The sequence below is a fragment of the Sinosporangium album genome (genome assembly GCF_900100605.1).
In the GTDB taxonomy this organism is placed as follows: domain Bacteria; phylum Actinomycetota; class Actinomycetes; order Streptosporangiales; family Streptosporangiaceae; genus Sinosporangium; species Sinosporangium album.
The window spans coordinates 227,443-241,652 of record NZ_FNCN01000009.1 but is presented as its reverse complement, the minus strand read 5'-3'; the positions used below and the strand labels follow the sequence as shown (position 1 = coordinate 241,652).

Sequence of the window (14,210 nt, the reverse complement as noted above, 5' to 3'; positions counted from 1 at the left end):
CGGGGTTAGGGGACGGGGAGGAGGGAGGCGGCGAGGAGTTGGCGGGCGTAGGGGTGGCGGGGGGCGGCGAAGACGGCGGCGGTCGGGCCCTCTTCGAGGATGTGGCCGTCTTTCATGATGGCAACGCGGTGGCTGATGCGGCGCACCACGGACAGGCTGTGGGTGATGAAGAGCATGGCCACGCCGGTTTCGTGCTGGAGGTCGGCGAGGAGGTCGAGGATCTGCGCCTGGATGGAGACGTCGAGCGCGGACACCGGCTCGTCGCAGATGAGGAGGGCCGGGCGGGGGGCCAGGGCCCGGGCTATGGCCACGCGTTGGCGTTGGCCGCCGGACATGTGGTGGGGCCTGCGGGTGAGGAAGTCCTCGTCGAGGCCGACTTGGCGGAGGAGCTCGGTGATTCGGGCGCGGCGCGCCGTACGGCCTCGCTCGGTGACGCCTTCGCCGACGATGTCGGCGACGGTGAAGCGGGGGTCGAAGGCAGCGGTGGGGTTCTGGTGGATCAGTTGGATGGTCGCTCGCCTGCTCCGGCGGAGCCGTTCGGGGATGGATGACCAGGGCTTGCCGTGGAGGAGGACGTCGCCTTCGTCGGGCGGCAGCAGGCCGAGGGCTATGCGGGCGAGGGTGCTTTTGCCCGAGCCGGATTCGCCGACGATGCCGAGGGTCTCTCCGGGCCGCACTGTGAGGGAGACGTTGTGGAGGGCGCGGCGCTGCCGGCCGGCCGTGCCGTACGTCTTGCCCACGCCGGTGACGGTGAGGACGGGCGTGCCGTCCGGGCGGGGCACGGTCTTCACGTCGGCCGCGGGGCCGGCCGTCCCGTTCGGGCGGGCCGCAGGGTCGGCGGGGCGGCGGTCGGGGAGGGCGTCGACGAGGGTTCGGGTGTAGGGGTGGGTGGGGGCGGACACGAGGGCGGCGGCCGGCCCGGTTTCGACGATGGCGCCGTCTTTCATGACGGCGACGCGGTCGGCGAGGCGGGAGACGACGCCGAGGTCGTGGCTGATGAGGAGAAGTCCGCGCCCGGCGGCCTTGGCGTCGCCGAGGAGGCGCAGGATCTGCTCTTGCACGATGACGTCGAGCGCGGTGGTGGGCTCGTCGGCCACGATGAGTGCGGGGTCGGCGGCCAGGGCGGACGCGATGAGGGCCCGTTGGCGGAGGCCGCCGGACAGTTCGTGGGGGTAGCTGCCGCGGCGGGCCTCGGGGTCGGGCACGCCGACCTGGCGGAGGAGTTCGATCACGCGCTCGGCCACACCGGCGGGGGCTCCGCGGGCGAGGCCGCGGCGGCGTGCGTGGATGTGGATGGGTTCGGCGATCTCATCGCCGATGCGGCGCAGCGGGTCCAGACTGACCATGGCGTCCTGGAGCACCATGCCGACCGTGGCGCCGCGCAGGGCCTGCCATTGGCGTTCGGTGAACGCGGTGACGTCGTGGCCGTCGATGCGGAGGGCGCGGGCGGAGACCTCGGTGTTCCGGCCGGTGAGGCCGAACAGCGCGCGGGCGGTGAGGCTTTTGCCGGCGCCGGACTCCCCCACCAGCGCCAGGCATTCACCGGCCTGGATCTCGAAGGAGACGCCGTCCACGGCGGGCTTGGCGCGGCCGGCGAAGCGGAGGGTGAGGTTTTCGACCTGGACAAGGGTCATCGCAGGCTCCTGACCTGGAGGTTCCTGCCGACAAGGGTGAAGGCGACCACAACGAGGGCCACGGTCATGCCGGGGAAGACGGCGATCCACCAGGCGGTGCCCAGCAGATCTTTGCCTTCGGCGAGCATGGCTCCCCATTCCGCGGTCGGCTGGGGTGGTCCGAGGCCGAGCAGGCTGAGGCCGGCGGCGGTGACGATGGCGGTGCCGCCGCCGATGGAGGCGAGTACCACGACGGGTCCCGCGACGTTGGGGACGACGTGCCTGGCGAGGTAGACGCTTCTGCGGACGCCGAGCACGCGGGCGGCCTCCACGTATTCCGAGAGGATGACGGTGCCCGCCTGGCCGCGGACGACACGCGCGTAGGCGGGGATGGCGGCCGTCCCGATGGCGACGGCAATGTTGACGGCGCCGCCGCCGATGACCGCCACGACGAGGAGGGCGAGGATCAGTTCGGGGAAGGCGAGCAGCACGTCGACGCAGCGCATGAGGACCCCGTCGACGATCCGTCCTCCCACAGCGCTGAGCAGGCCCAGGAGCATGCCGCCGAGCACGCCGATGGCCGTCGCACCGAGGGCGATGGTGAGGGATACGCGGGCGCCGTACACGACGCGGGAGAACACGTCGCGCCCGAGCTGGTCGGTGCCGAAGAAGTGGTCTGCTCCGGGGGGTTGGAACGTGCGGGCGAAGTCGGTCGCGTCGGGGTCGTGGGTGGCGAACAGCGCGGGGAACAGCACGACGAGGAGAGCGAGCGCGAGTACGGCGAGGCCCGCGGCGAACACCGGCCGCCCGGCGGCCGGGGCCCGCCGGGCGGTGAAGGTGGTGGCGGTCATCGGGCGGCCTCGGCTCTCAGCCGCGGGTCGATCAGCGGGTAGAGGAGGTCCACCACCAGGTTGATGACCACGAAGGCCGCCGCGGACAGCAGCACGATGGCCGTCACGACGGGGAGGTCCCGGGAGGCGGCGGCCGAGGCGAGCAGGCGGCCGAGTCCTGGCCGCGCGAAGATGTTCTCGATGAGTACGGCACCGCCGGCCAGCGAGCCGAGGACCCACCCCGACAGGGTGACCACGGGGAGCGCGGCGTGGCGGAGGGTGTGGCGGGCCCTGAGGTGGAACAGGCCGGCTCCCCTGGCGAGGACGCTGACCGCGAACGGCCGGGTCTCGGCGGTCTCCAGCTCTTGCCGCATCACCTGGGCGAGCACGCCCGCCGCGGGCAGCGCGAGGGCGAAGGCCGGCAGCACCAGCCCGGCCGGGCCGGGCGCGCCGACGGCGGGGAAGATCGGAAACGTGAAGGAGAACAGGGCGAGCAGGACCGTGCCGACCCAGAAGTTGGGCAGCGACACGGCCAGCAACTCCAGTCCCGACACGGCGGCGCGGACGAGCCGCCCGCGCCCGGCGGTGAGGAGGGTGGCGGCGACGGCGAGCAGCACGCTGAGCAGGGCGGCGGCGACGGCCAGTTGGAGGGTCGGCCCGATCTGGTCGGCGAGCAGCCGGGCGACCGGCTGGTCACGCTGGTAGGACCAGCCGAGGTCGCCGGTGAGGAGCTCGCGGAGGCGTCTGCCGTACTGCACGAGCCACGGGTCGTCGAGCCCGTATTCGGCGATGATCTGCCGGCGCAGCTCGGGGGTGGGGGGCTGGCCGGGGCCGAGGATGGCGCCGACGGTGTCGCCTCGCAGGGAGACGGTGAGGAAGCAGAGGGTGGCGGCGCCCCACAGCACGAACACGCCGGACAGCAGGCGGAGGAGGATGTGTCTGCCGAGGCCCGGTCTCACGGCTCCGCCAGCCAGGTGTCGTAGAGGGAGAGCACTCCGCTGCTGCTGAACGTCAGGCCGCGCACTTTGTCGCGCAGCCCGACGTTGCGTTTGGCGGCGTAGGCGGGCAGGGCGTATGCCTGGTCGATGACGCGCTGCTGTACCTGCCGGTAGAGCTCGTTCTGCTTGTCGAGGTCGAGCGTCGCGCGGGCGTCGTCGAGCCACTCGTCGAGCCGGGTGTCGCGGACCATGCCCTGGTTGCCGCCGCCGTTGCGCAGCAGCCGCGTCGAGTGGAAGATCTCGCGCAGGAGCGCCGGGTCGGCGCTCCCCCAGGCGACGGCCTTCACGTCGTAGTCGCCTTTGACGACCTTCTCGGCGTAGTTCGCGTTGTCGGTGGCGTAGAGGCGCACGTCGAACCCGACGCGTTTGAGGGAGTCCTGGACGGCGACGTCGAACAGTCTGCGGTCGTGGGTGGTGTAGTCGGCGGCGAAGGGGAAGTCGACGCGGAGCGTGCGGCCGTCCTTTGTGCGGAAGCCGGCGCTGTCGCGGCCGGTGTAGCCGGCCTTGTCGAGGAGGCGTTCGGCCTCGGCCCGGTCGAACCGCACCGCCGACTCCAGCTCCTTGGCGTATCCCCTGGTGACGCGGCTGAGTATCGACGAGGCCCGGAGTTGTTCGCCGCGGAAGACGCCTTTGATGATCCCTTCGACGTCCACCGCGTGGAGGAAGGCGCGGCGGACGTCGGGGTCGTCGAACGGCGCGCGTGAGGTGTTGAGGTAGTAGCTGTACGGCGTGCCCGGCGTCTCGCCGGACAGGATCGTCAGCCCGGGCCGGCCGCGTAGGGCGGACACCTGGCTCGACGGGATCTGGTCGGCGGCGTCGAGCTGCCCGGAGGTGAGGGCGCCCACTCTGGTCTGGTCCTCGGTGAGGAACGACACCTGGATCCCGTCGAGGTACGCCTCGCCGGTGTGGGCGGCCGTCGCGGGCCCCCAGGCGTAGCCGGGCCGCCTGGCGAAGACGGCCTGCTGGCCCGGCACCACCGACTGGAAGGTGAAGGCGCCCGTGGTGGCCGTGTGCTTCCCGCCGCCGGCGAGGTCGCCGCCGTGATCGCGCAGCGCCTTGGGCGAGTGGAAGCCCAGAAAGGTCGTGCTCAGGGCTTGGAGCAGCGACGAGTACGGCTCCCGCATGCGGATGCGGACGGTGTGGGTGTCGACCACGTCGGTGCCGGCGTAGGGGCCGAGCAGCGAGGCCGGGTAGTTCGACTTCGTCGCCGGGTCGACGATCCGGTCGAAGTTGGCTTTGACCGCGTCGGCGTCGAAGGGCTCGCCGTCGCTGAAGGTGACGTCGGTGCGCAGGGCGAAGGTGTAGCTCAGCCCGTCGTCGGTGACGCGCCAGGAGGTCGCGAGCCAGGGGTGGAAGGTGCCGTCGCCCTTGGTGGCGACCAGGGAGTCGAAGACGGGCCGCAGGAGCTGCGAGGTGATGTCGGTGGCGGCGGTGTGGGGGTCCCAGCTATCGGCCTGGGTGGCGACGGCGAGTCGGAGCGTTCCACCTTTGCGGGGGGAGTCCGAGGCCGGGGTGTTCGCCCGCTGCGGCGTGGCGGCGCAGGCGGCGAGCAGGGGGCCGGTGAGGCCGAGTCCGATGAGGGAACCCGCCGACGCCGTCAGGAAGGATCGTCGTGTGCGCATGCGTCAGCCCGCCCGTAGAAGCCGGATGACCGGGGCGAAGTCGTCGGCCGCCTCGTCGGTCACGGTGATGTAGGTGAAGCCGTACCGCTCGGCGCTGTCGCGGAGCCGGTCGGCGATCTGCCGGTGGGTGCCGATCAGCACGTGCGGCAGGTCGAGGAACTCCTCGTCGGTGAGGTGCGGTGCGGTCTCGGGGCGCAGTGCCGCGGCGGTGGCCTCCCGGTCGCCTGTCACGACGACGCGTTTGACCGCGAGGTTGAGTTCGAGGGTGTCGCCGCTGGGGGCGGAGCGGATGCGTTTGACCTGGTCGGCCAGGATGTCGGCGCTCAGGAGCCGCAGGGTGCCGCCGTCGCCGAACTCGGCGCCCACCAGCGCGACGGTGTCGGCGTGTTCGGCGGCGAAGTCGAGGTCGGCCTCCTCGCGGGCGGCGATGAGCACCCGGGGCGGGCGACGCCCGGATTCGGCTGCGGTGTCCTTCAGCGTGGCGAGCGCGTCGGCCAGGGTGTCCAGGCGTGCCCGGGTGTCGGCGTATTCGACGCCGGCCGCACGGTATTGGGCGGGTGGGAATCCGGCGCTGAGCCCGAGTTCCAGTCGGCCTCCGCTGAATTGGTCGCTGCCGAGGATTTCCCGGGCGAGCACGGCGTGGTTCCACAATGCGGGGTTGATGGCGTATGTCGCTAACCGGCTGCGTGTCGTCGAGGTGGCGGCGATGGCCAGCGCCTGAAAGGGCGGGAGAAAGCCAAGGACGTCGGTCATCGCTATGACGTCATATCCCGACTCCTCTGCCGCGCGGGATTTCGCCGCCCATTGGTCGGCGGTGGCGGAAAACAGGCAAATGCCAAACCTGAGCGGCAGTGCACCCACGAACTCCTCCTCGTATGTCCTGACGGCCGAGCACAGGCGGAGCTGGCCAGGGCCGCAGGCATACATTCTTCTACATCCACCTAAAGCCAAACTAAACACTAAAGACCGACTTAAGCGATATTGCCCACCACCGAATCCAGAGCTATTCTCTGCACCCAGAACAGCGATTTGTCACGTCTTTAAGCCAGAAAATTTGGTGGTTCACCGGTGGGGGTCGGATGAAGGATCTCAAGACGGCCGGGCAGGCGACCGATCTGCCCGAATTCCCGATGCAGCGCGCCTGCCCCTACGAGCCGCCCGAGGGCTACGCGGCGCTGCGCGAGCAGTCCCCGCTGACCGTGGTCACGCTGTTCGACGGGCGCCCGGCGTGGGTGGTCACCTCTCACGCGCTGGCCCGGGAGCTGTTCACCGACGAACGGCTCAGCTCGGACTGGACCAACCCACGGTTCCCCGTGACCAGCCCCGCCCGCGGCGCGCTGCAGAAGCACAACGTGATGGTGGGGATGGACCGGCCGGAGCACGGCCACTACCGCAAGATGGTGATCCCGAGCTTCACCGTGAAACGGATGAACCGGCTGCGCCCGAGGTTGCAGGCGATCGTGGACGAGCGCCTCGATGCCATGCTCGCGGCCGGCCCGCCCGCGGACTTCGTGGAGTCCGTCGCCGTCCCCGTGCCGTCGATCGCGATCTGCGAGCTGCTCGGCGTGCCCTACGCCGACCACGAATACTTCGAGTCCGAGACGCGCAAGCTCGTGATCCGCACGAGTGGCGAGATCGCCGCCTCCGCGCTGGCCAACCTCCGCGCCTACCTCGACAAGCTCATCGCGGTGAAGGAGGCCGAGCCCGGCGAGGGGCTGGTGGACGACTTGATCGCCGACCAGCTCCATCAGGGCAGGATCGACCGCGAGACGCTGGTCAAGCTCTGCACCATCATGCTCACCGCCGGCCACGAGACGACGGCGAACGTCATCTCGCTCGGCCTGCTGGCGCTGCTGCGGCACCCGGAGCAGTTCGACGCGCTGCGCGACGACCCCGACCTCGTGCCGGGCGCCGTGGAAGAGATGCTGCGCTACCTGTCGATCGCGGAGGTCGTCTCCCGGGTCGCGACGGCGGACTTCGAGGTGCACGGGCGGAGGATCCGCGCCGGGGACGCGGTGTTCTTCACCAACTCCGCCGTCAACCGCGACCCCGACGCCTTTCCCGACCCCGACGTCTTCGACGTGCGCCGGGCCCCGCGCCTCCACACCGGTTTCGGGTACGGCGTGCACCAATGCGTCGGGCAGAACCTCGCCCGAGCCGAGCTGGACATCGTCTTCCGCGCCGTCGCGACCCGGCTGCCCCGCGGCCTGCGCCTGGCGGTGCCGTTCGAGGAGGTCAAGGCCAAGGGCCCGGCCGGGCCGCAGGGCATCATCGACCTCCCCCTGACCTGGTGAGACATGCGCGTCACCACGGACACCGGGCGCTGCGTCGGCGCCGGGCAGTGCGTCCTGGCCGCCCCCGAGGTCTTCGACCAGGACGACGACGGCACCGTCGCACTCCTCACCGACTCACCGCCGGACGAGGAGCACGAGAACGTCCTTGAAGCAGTACAGCGCTGCCCGTCGCTGAGCATCGCCCTCGGCGGCGCGTGAGCGCCCGAACCACCAGCCGGATCACGACAACGAACAGGATCGAACCTTTATGAGCGACCGCAGTCCCCTCGCCATCTCCGTCCTGGACACCATGCCCGTCTGGGAGGGGCTGCCGGCGTCGGCCTCACTGCACAACGGCCTTGAGCTGGCCGCCGCGGTCGAACGCCTGGGCTATCGGCGGTACTGGGTGGCCGAGCACCACAACACCCCGAGTGTCGCCTCCTCCTCCCCCGCGGTGCTGATCGGCCAACTCGCCGCCCGGACGTCCACCCTGCGGGTGGGGTCGGGCGGCGTGATGCTGCCGAACCATCCGCCGCTCGTGGTGGCCGAGCAGTTCGCGACGCTGGCGTCGTTCTTCCCGGGCCGTATCGACCTCGGCATCGGGCGGGCGCCCGGCACCGACGGTCTGACCGCCACGGCGCTGCGCCGTTCGACGAGCCCGCTGTCGGCGCAGGAGTTCCCGCAGCAGCTCAAAGAGCTCGAACATTACCTCGACGGCGGCCGGCACCCGCGGACCGGCGGGGAGATCCGGGTGACGCCCGAGGTGCAGGACCCGCCGCCGGTATGGCTGCTCGGGTCCAGCCCGTCGAGCGCCGCGTTCGCCGGATCCCGGGGGCTGCCTTTCGCCTTCGCCCACCACCTCGCCCCGCATGCGAGCGCCGAGGCGCTGCGGGCGTATCGGGAAAGCTTCACGCCGAGCGACCACCTGGCGGAGCCGTACGCGGTCGTCTCCGCGATGGTGATCGCGGCCGAGAGCGACGAGGAGGCGCACTTCCAGGCGGCGCCGCTCCGGCTCGCGATCGTGGACGGCATGGCCGATCCGTTCATCCGGTTCACGCCGCCCGAGCACGCCGCGCGGCGGACCTACGCTCCCGTGGAGCGGGAGCTGCTGCACCGGCTGCTCGACGGGCAGCTCATCGGCGGCCCGGAGACCGTGCGGGACGGCCTCGCCCGGCTGGTCGAGCGCACGGGGGCCGACGAGGTCATGGGGCTCACCCAGGTCTACGACCACGGGGCCCGGGTGCGGTCGTATGAGATCCTCGCCGACGCGGTGGCGGCGCTGGGCTGAGCCCGCGCGCCGTCACGTCGCACCTCGAACGTCACACCTCGAACGTCACACGTCGAACGTCGAACGGCACTCAGTCGAACGTCAGCACGTCGAACGTCAGCACGTCGAACGTCAGCACGTCGAACGTCAGCACGTCATCGCTCGCGGCAGAGCGGCAGCAGGAGGCCGTCCACGACGGCCTCTATCTGTGTGTCGGTGCTCTTCAGCGAACCGCTCATGCAGTGGTACATGAGCATGGCGGGACCGGCGGCGGCGATCAGCGGCCGGTCCTTGTCCGGCACCGCGGTGTGTAGCCGCAGGAGCTCGGCGATGCGCTCCTGGCACGGCACGGACACCGTCTCGTGGAGGAACGCGCGCAGCTCCGAGGGCTGGTCGGCGGCGGCGGCGGCGAACGCCTGGAAGGCGGCGCCCTTGGAGTCGAACAGCGTGCTGTTGAGGTAGGTGAGCTGGGCCAGCAGCCCGTCGCGCAGGGACGCCGACAGGTCGACCCGCGGCGGCTCGGGGAGCAGGTCCAGCAGCGCGTCGCGGACCAGCTCCTCCTTGTTGCTCCAGCGCCGGTAGAGCGCGGCCTTGCCGGTGCCGGCCGCTGCGGCGACCCGGTTGGTGCTGAGCTTGGCGTAGCCGACGCTGCCCAACTGCTCGATGACCGCGTCGAAGATGGCCCGTCGCAGCGCCTCGCCTCGTCTGCGTGAGGCAACGGGCGCGGAGACCTCCGCTGACGCCTCCATCAGCCACTCCTCGGCCGCGATCCGAAACTGCTTGTCCGTTCGACTATAGGCGACCTATAGTGAACCAACTGGTTCACTAAATTCCGCCGATCGCCCGTCCTGGAGGAACCATGGCGAGTCCGTCACGCAGCGCCACCGACCCCGGGGAGGTGTCGCCGACCAAGCTGGGCCGAGCATCCGGACTCGCCTTGGCGATCATCGTGTCCTGCGAAATGGTCCTGATGCTCGACGGCACGATCATGAACGTCGCCCTCCCGGAGATCCGCGAGGGACTCGGCTTCACCCCCGCCGGACTGTCCTGGGTCACCAACGCCTTCCTGCTCGCCTTCGGCGGGCTCCTGCTCCTCGGCGGCCGAGCCGGCGACATTCTCGGCCGGCGCAAGGTGTTCCTCGCCGGCATGGCCCTGTTCACCCTCGCCTCACTCATCGGCGGGCTCTCGACCACCGCTGAATGGCTCATCGCGGCCCGCGTGCTGCAGGGCGTAGGCGCGGCGCTGGCCGGGCCGAGCACGCTCGCCCTGCTGATCACGAACTTCCAGGGCGCCCTCCAGGCCAAGGCACTCGCCGTCTACTCGTCGGTCACCGCCGCCGCCATGACGCTCGGCCTCATCCTCGGCGGTGTGATCACCACGCTCCTCTCCTGGCACTGGGTGCTGTTCGTCAACGTGCCCATCGGTGTGATCGTGCTGCTGCTGGCCCCCAAGTACGTCCAAGAGTCCGAACGGCATCCCGGCAGGTTCGACCTGGCCGGCGCGGTGGCCTCCGTGGTGGGTCTGGTCGCCCTCACGTTCGGGCTGGTCCGCGCCGCCGAGCACAGCTGGAGCAACACCGCCACCGTCGCCACCCTCGCCGCCGGTGTGATCCTGATCGCGGGGTTCGTGCTGATCGAGAGCCACGCCAAGCAGCCGATCATGCCGCTGCGCCTGTTCGCCGACCGTAACCGGGCCGGGGCCTTCGCCATCATGCTGCTGGTCCCCATGGTGACCTTGAGTATGCAGTTCCTGACCGTCCAGTTCCTCCAGGAGGTGCTGGAGTTCACGCCGCTGTTCGCCGGGCTGGCCTTCCTGCCGATGGCCGTCGGCATGCTGGTCGCCGCGCAGAACACCGCCAAGGTCCTCGGACGCGCCGGCCCGAAGAAGACGGGCCTTGCGGGCATGGTGGTGCTGCTGGCGGGCCTTGCCTGGCTGACCCAGCTCTCGCCGGCCACCGGCTACTTCACCGGCGTGTTCGGCCCGATGCTGCTGCTCGGCGTGGGCATGGGCCTGGTGATCGTCCCGTTCAACATCCTGGTGATGTCCACCGCCGACCCGGCGGAGTCCGGCGCCGCCTCCGGCGTGCTCCAGACGGTCAACATGACCGGCGCGTCGCTCGGTGTGGCGATCCTGTCGGCCGTCTACACCTCCGTGCTCACCGGGGGCACGGGCGCGGGCGCGACGTTCGCCGCCGAGACCGTCTCCCAGGGCATGCGCACCGCCTTCACCGTCAGCCTCGGCATCGGGGTGGCCGCGCTCCTGGTCGTGCTCCTCGTCATCAAGACCCCGACCCCGGCGCCCGCGGCACCGGAGCCCGAGGCCGCCGAGCCGAAGGGCCAGCCGGAGCCCATCCCTTAAGCCATCTGCCCACCCCCGCAGGGCACCGCTCGCGGACCTACCTCCGTGTCCGCGAGCGGTGCCCGGGTGTGCGGGGGATGTTCACGGGCTCGCGGGATGTGTACGGCCGGAGCCGGGATCGCCCGCGCCCGTGAGACCGGCGGTCAACGCGTTGTCGGTGCCGCTTGCGGCGCCGCGTGGGGCACCGAGGGCGTGGCCGCCTCGGCCAGCAGCTCGCCGATCTGCGCCACCAGGGCGTCCAGGGTGTCCCGGCCGGCGACCGCGGGGGGAAGCGCCACATCGACGCTCAGCCGCCCCTGGTAGGTGGTCACCACGTAGGTGGGGTTGATCGGCGGCTGGTTGATCAGGACGCGCACGTCCGAGACCGATGTCCCGTCGGGCAGACGGGGCTCGGGGATGCGCCCCATGTTGGTGACGACGGCGTCGCACGGCCGGAGGATGTAGCGCAGCGTGCGCTCCGGGTCGAGGACCAGCCGGTGGGGTTCGCCCCGCTGGATCGCCTCGTCCAGTTGCCGTTTGACGGACCTGGCCACCACCGCCAGGTCGTCCTCGATGTCCACGGCCGTGATCCAGCCGCTGATGAAGTTCGTGGCCTCCGTGGGCTCCACCTTCGGGACGACCCGGTCGCGCAGGTCGATCGGCGTACGGCACGTCAGCGTCGTGCGGGCGCCGGCGAGGCCCGACCGCGCGACCGCGGTGAGCAGGGCGGCGCAGACCAGCGTGTGCAGGGAGGTGCGGGTCACCGAGGCGGTGGTCAGCAGCCTGCGGGTCTCGGCCTCCGGCAGGACGAGCCGTCCCACCCGGGGCCGGTCACCGGGCACGGGAAGCGCGCCCTCCGGAGCGCCCCCGGCCGCGGGCGAGGGCGCGGCCGGGGGAACCGGTGAAGGCGCGGCCGGGGGCACGCTCGGAGGCCCGGCCTGGGACACGGCCGAGGACAGGGTTGCGGGTACGGCCGGGGGCGCGGGTGGGAGCACGGCTCCGGGGCCGGTGCCGGGGACCACCCCGGGCACGGTGGCGCCGGGGCCGGCCGTCTCCCGGCCCGGCGCAGGGTCTGGGGCGAGGAGCGCGGGCGGCAGCCGTACCGGGAGCAGGCTTTCGATGGACCCCGGAAGGGTGTGGCCGCGCTCGGGCGGTGGGAGGGCGACGCCGTGGGCGAGGTCGGTGTAGATCTGCCACAGCCGGTCGAACAGCGCGATGCCGAAGCGTGCGTCGGCGATGGCGTGGTGGAGGGTGAGCATGACCCTGCTCTGCTCCCCCTCTCGGACGCGCACCAGGCGGACGAGGCCGCGCGCGGCGTCCAGGCCGGCGTAGAGGAGGTTCCAGTAGTCGTCCTCCCCTCCGTCCACGAGCTCCAGCGTGGGCGCGGCCTGCGGCGACACGGCGAGGAGCAGTCCGTGCCCTTCGGGCACGATGGTCGCCCGCAGTACGGCTTCCGCCTCCGTCAGCCGGTCGAACGCGGCGGCGAGCAGGTCGTCGTCGAGGGGGCCGGTGACGGTGGCCGCGTGGGTCACCGTCACCTTGGCGAGGGCGAACTTCGCCTCGCTGGGGTCCAGGTAGCGTCGGGGGCGCATGCCGTACTCCTTCTTCACAGGCTTGACGGGCTTCCCGGGCTTCCCGGGCTTGACGGGCTTCCCGGCTCCGGGGCGGGGTCGCCGAACCAGGTCCGCAGGGCCGAGGCGAACCGTTCGGGCGCGCCGCCGGAGTCGACGGCGGCAACGCGGCCGTCCGGCCTGACGAGCACGGCGGCGGCGCCCGCGGCGAGGCCGGTTCCGCCGGCGGGGACGAGGTCCAGACGCGGCGGGAAGGCGGTTCCGAGGCGGGCGAGCCAGTCGGCGTCCGGGTAGACGAGGGCGCCTCTCCCCCGTCGCAGCGCGCCCGCCACCGCGCCGTCCCCCAGGATCTTGAGCTGGGCCGGTGACAGGCGGACGCCGACGAGGCCGGTCGGGTCGTCGTCATCGGCCGCCGGGTAGCGCACGCCCAGGCCGGTGACCATGTCGACGAGGTAGCGGTTCGCCTGGGGGGCGCGCACGAGACGGGCGAAGATCTCCCGCAGGGGCGCGACGCTTTCGGCGGGGTGGCCGAGGGCGACCTGGGCCTGCGTGCCGGTGACGGCCTCGGCGGCCACGGGACGCCGCTCCTGCGCGTAGGTGTCGAGCAGGGCGTCCGGCGCGCCGCCGCCGACCGTGCCGCCAGCCGCGCCACCGACCGCGCCACCGACCGCGCCACCGACCGTGCCGCTGACCGTGCCGCTGACCGTGCCGCTGAACACGCCACCGAGCACGGCGCCGAGTTTCCAGCCGAGGTTGACCGCGTCTTCGAGGGAGGTGTTCAGCCGTTCGCCGCCGAACGCGGGGAAGACGTGCGCCGCGTCGCCGGCGAGGAACACCCTGCCGCGTCGGAGGTCGTCGGCCAGACGGGCCGACAGCGCATGCCGTACGGCCCAGTCGACGTCGATGCCGGTGAGGCGGACGCCGGTGACCCGTTCGACGCTCGCGAGGAGTTCGTCCGTCCCGACGGGGGCGGCGGGGTCGGCCGCGGCGCGGTCGAATTCGACGGTCATCACGCGCAGCAGGCCCGGCCCGGCGGGCGCGCCGATGTAGACGCCGCCCGAGGGGTGGCGTTTGGGGCCGACGACCTGCGGCGGCAGTGAGCGGAGGTCGGCGCGGACGTCCCCGACGAGCCCGTAGGAAGGGGTCTCGGTGCCGGGAAACGCGATGCCGGCCAGCTCGCGAACGGTGCTGCGGGGGCCGTCCGCGCCCACCAGGTAGTCGGCGGCGAGCGTGTAGGCCCGGTCCTCCCCGGCGTCGTGGACGTGAGCGCGGACTCCCGTGCCGTCCTGGGTCAGGCCGGTCAGGGCGTGACCGTAGTGGATGGGCACGCCGAGGGCGGACGCGCGGGCGGCGAGGGACCGTTCGATCCTGGCCTGTGCGATCAGGTAGCCGTTTTCGTGGTCGCCGCCGAGGTGCGCGAGCTCCAGCGGGATCATCGAGAAGTGGGCGGCGGGGACCACGGGACTGTGCTCTCTCAGCGGATCAAGCAGGCCGCGCAGCGCGAGCAGTTCCGCGGTGGAGATGTTGATGGCGATGCCCGGCGATGCCCTGCGGGGTTCGGGCGCGCGTTCCAGCACCGCAGTACGGACGCCGCTCAGGGCGAGTTCGCATGCCAGCAGCAGCCCTGTCGGGCCCGCCCCCACCACGATCACCTGGGGGTCGTCCGGCGTGTTCGTCGTGTCGACCGTGCCGCTCACT

The 14,210-nt window shown here is 71.8% G+C and carries 12 protein-coding genes; 4 read left to right on the top strand and 8 right to left on the bottom strand.

Features of this window, described 5'->3' with window-relative positions; translation table 11 throughout:
* Nucleotides 1–5: 5 nt before the first annotated feature.
* From BLQ73_RS12285 to BLQ73_RS12265, 5 genes are read right to left on the bottom strand one after another with little or no spacing between them, the layout of a single operon-like run.
* The gene (locus tag BLQ73_RS12285) at nucleotides 6–1,634 is read right to left on the bottom strand and encodes a dipeptide ABC transporter ATP-binding protein (protein WP_093170523.1); all 1,629 of its coding nucleotides are present in this window, start codon (nucleotides 1,632–1,634) and stop codon (nucleotides 6–8) included.
* Nucleotides 1,631–2,464, bottom strand: a complete 834-nt coding sequence (locus BLQ73_RS12280; RefSeq protein ID WP_093170522.1) for an ABC transporter permease — start codon at nucleotides 2,462–2,464, stop codon at nucleotides 1,631–1,633. Before BLQ73_RS12280 ends, BLQ73_RS12285 begins: the two co-directional genes overlap by 4 nt.
* Nucleotides 2,461–3,402, bottom strand: coding sequence for an ABC transporter permease (locus tag BLQ73_RS12275; RefSeq protein WP_093170521.1), 942 nt, complete (start codon nucleotides 3,400–3,402; stop codon nucleotides 2,461–2,463). The genes BLQ73_RS12280 and BLQ73_RS12275 overlap by 4 nt, the downstream gene beginning before the upstream one ends.
* A complete protein-coding gene (locus tag BLQ73_RS12270; protein WP_093170520.1) occupies nucleotides 3,399–5,063 on the bottom strand; it encodes an ABC transporter substrate-binding protein in 1,665 nt (554 codons plus the stop codon). Before BLQ73_RS12270 ends, BLQ73_RS12275 begins: the two co-directional genes overlap by 4 nt.
* A 3-nt stretch (nucleotides 5,064–5,066) precedes the next feature.
* On the bottom strand, nucleotides 5,067–5,990 hold the full coding sequence (locus tag BLQ73_RS12265; protein ID WP_093170519.1) for a TIGR03621 family F420-dependent LLM class oxidoreductase: 924 nt from the start codon (nucleotides 5,988–5,990) through the stop codon (nucleotides 5,067–5,069).
* Nucleotides 5,991–6,142: 152 nt separating this feature from the next.
* Here BLQ73_RS12265 and BLQ73_RS12260 point away from each other — a divergent pair, with 152 nt between their 5' ends.
* Genes BLQ73_RS12260 through BLQ73_RS12250 form a run of 3 tightly spaced genes read left to right on the top strand, consistent with a single transcriptional unit; the run spans nucleotide 6,143 to nucleotide 8,624 of the window.
* Nucleotides 6,143–7,357 (top strand): cytochrome P450, encoded by a 1,215-nt coding sequence (locus BLQ73_RS12260; protein WP_093170518.1) that lies wholly within the window; start codon nucleotides 6,143–6,145, stop codon nucleotides 7,355–7,357.
* A 3-nt stretch (nucleotides 7,358–7,360) separates the two neighbouring features.
* The gene (locus tag BLQ73_RS12255) at nucleotides 7,361–7,555 is read left to right on the top strand and encodes a ferredoxin (protein ID WP_093170517.1); all 195 of its coding nucleotides are present in this window, start codon (nucleotides 7,361–7,363) and stop codon (nucleotides 7,553–7,555) included.
* Nucleotides 7,556–7,604: 49 nt separating this feature from the next.
* Complete coding sequence (locus BLQ73_RS12250; protein ID WP_093170516.1) at nucleotides 7,605–8,624, top strand: LLM class flavin-dependent oxidoreductase; 1,020 nt, start codon at nucleotides 7,605–7,607, stop codon at nucleotides 8,622–8,624.
* 134 nt (nucleotides 8,625–8,758) lie between these two features.
* On the opposite strand, the gene BLQ73_RS12245 is transcribed toward BLQ73_RS12250, so the two are convergent.
* Complete coding sequence (locus BLQ73_RS12245; RefSeq protein ID WP_093170515.1) at nucleotides 8,759–9,352, bottom strand: TetR/AcrR family transcriptional regulator; 594 nt, start codon at nucleotides 9,350–9,352, stop codon at nucleotides 8,759–8,761.
* A gap of 110 nt (nucleotides 9,353–9,462) precedes the next feature.
* Between BLQ73_RS12245 and BLQ73_RS12240 the strand changes: the two genes are divergently transcribed.
* On the top strand, nucleotides 9,463–10,962 hold the full coding sequence (locus BLQ73_RS12240; RefSeq protein WP_093170514.1) for an MFS transporter: 1,500 nt from the start codon (nucleotides 9,463–9,465) through the stop codon (nucleotides 10,960–10,962).
* Nucleotides 10,963–11,105: 143 nt separating this feature from the next.
* On the opposite strand, the gene BLQ73_RS34595 is transcribed toward BLQ73_RS12240, so the two are convergent.
* Together BLQ73_RS34595 and BLQ73_RS12230 are read right to left on the bottom strand one after the other, a co-directional pair.
* Entirely contained in the window at nucleotides 11,106–12,533 is a 1,428-nt protein-coding gene (locus tag BLQ73_RS34595) for a phthiocerol/phthiodiolone dimycocerosyl transferase family protein (protein WP_143020219.1), read from the bottom strand.
* 14 nt (nucleotides 12,534–12,547) lie between these two features.
* The gene (locus BLQ73_RS12230) at nucleotides 12,548–14,209 is read right to left on the bottom strand and encodes an FAD-dependent monooxygenase (RefSeq protein WP_093170512.1); all 1,662 of its coding nucleotides are present in this window, start codon (nucleotides 14,207–14,209) and stop codon (nucleotides 12,548–12,550) included.
* Nucleotide 14,210 lies beyond the last annotated feature (1 nt).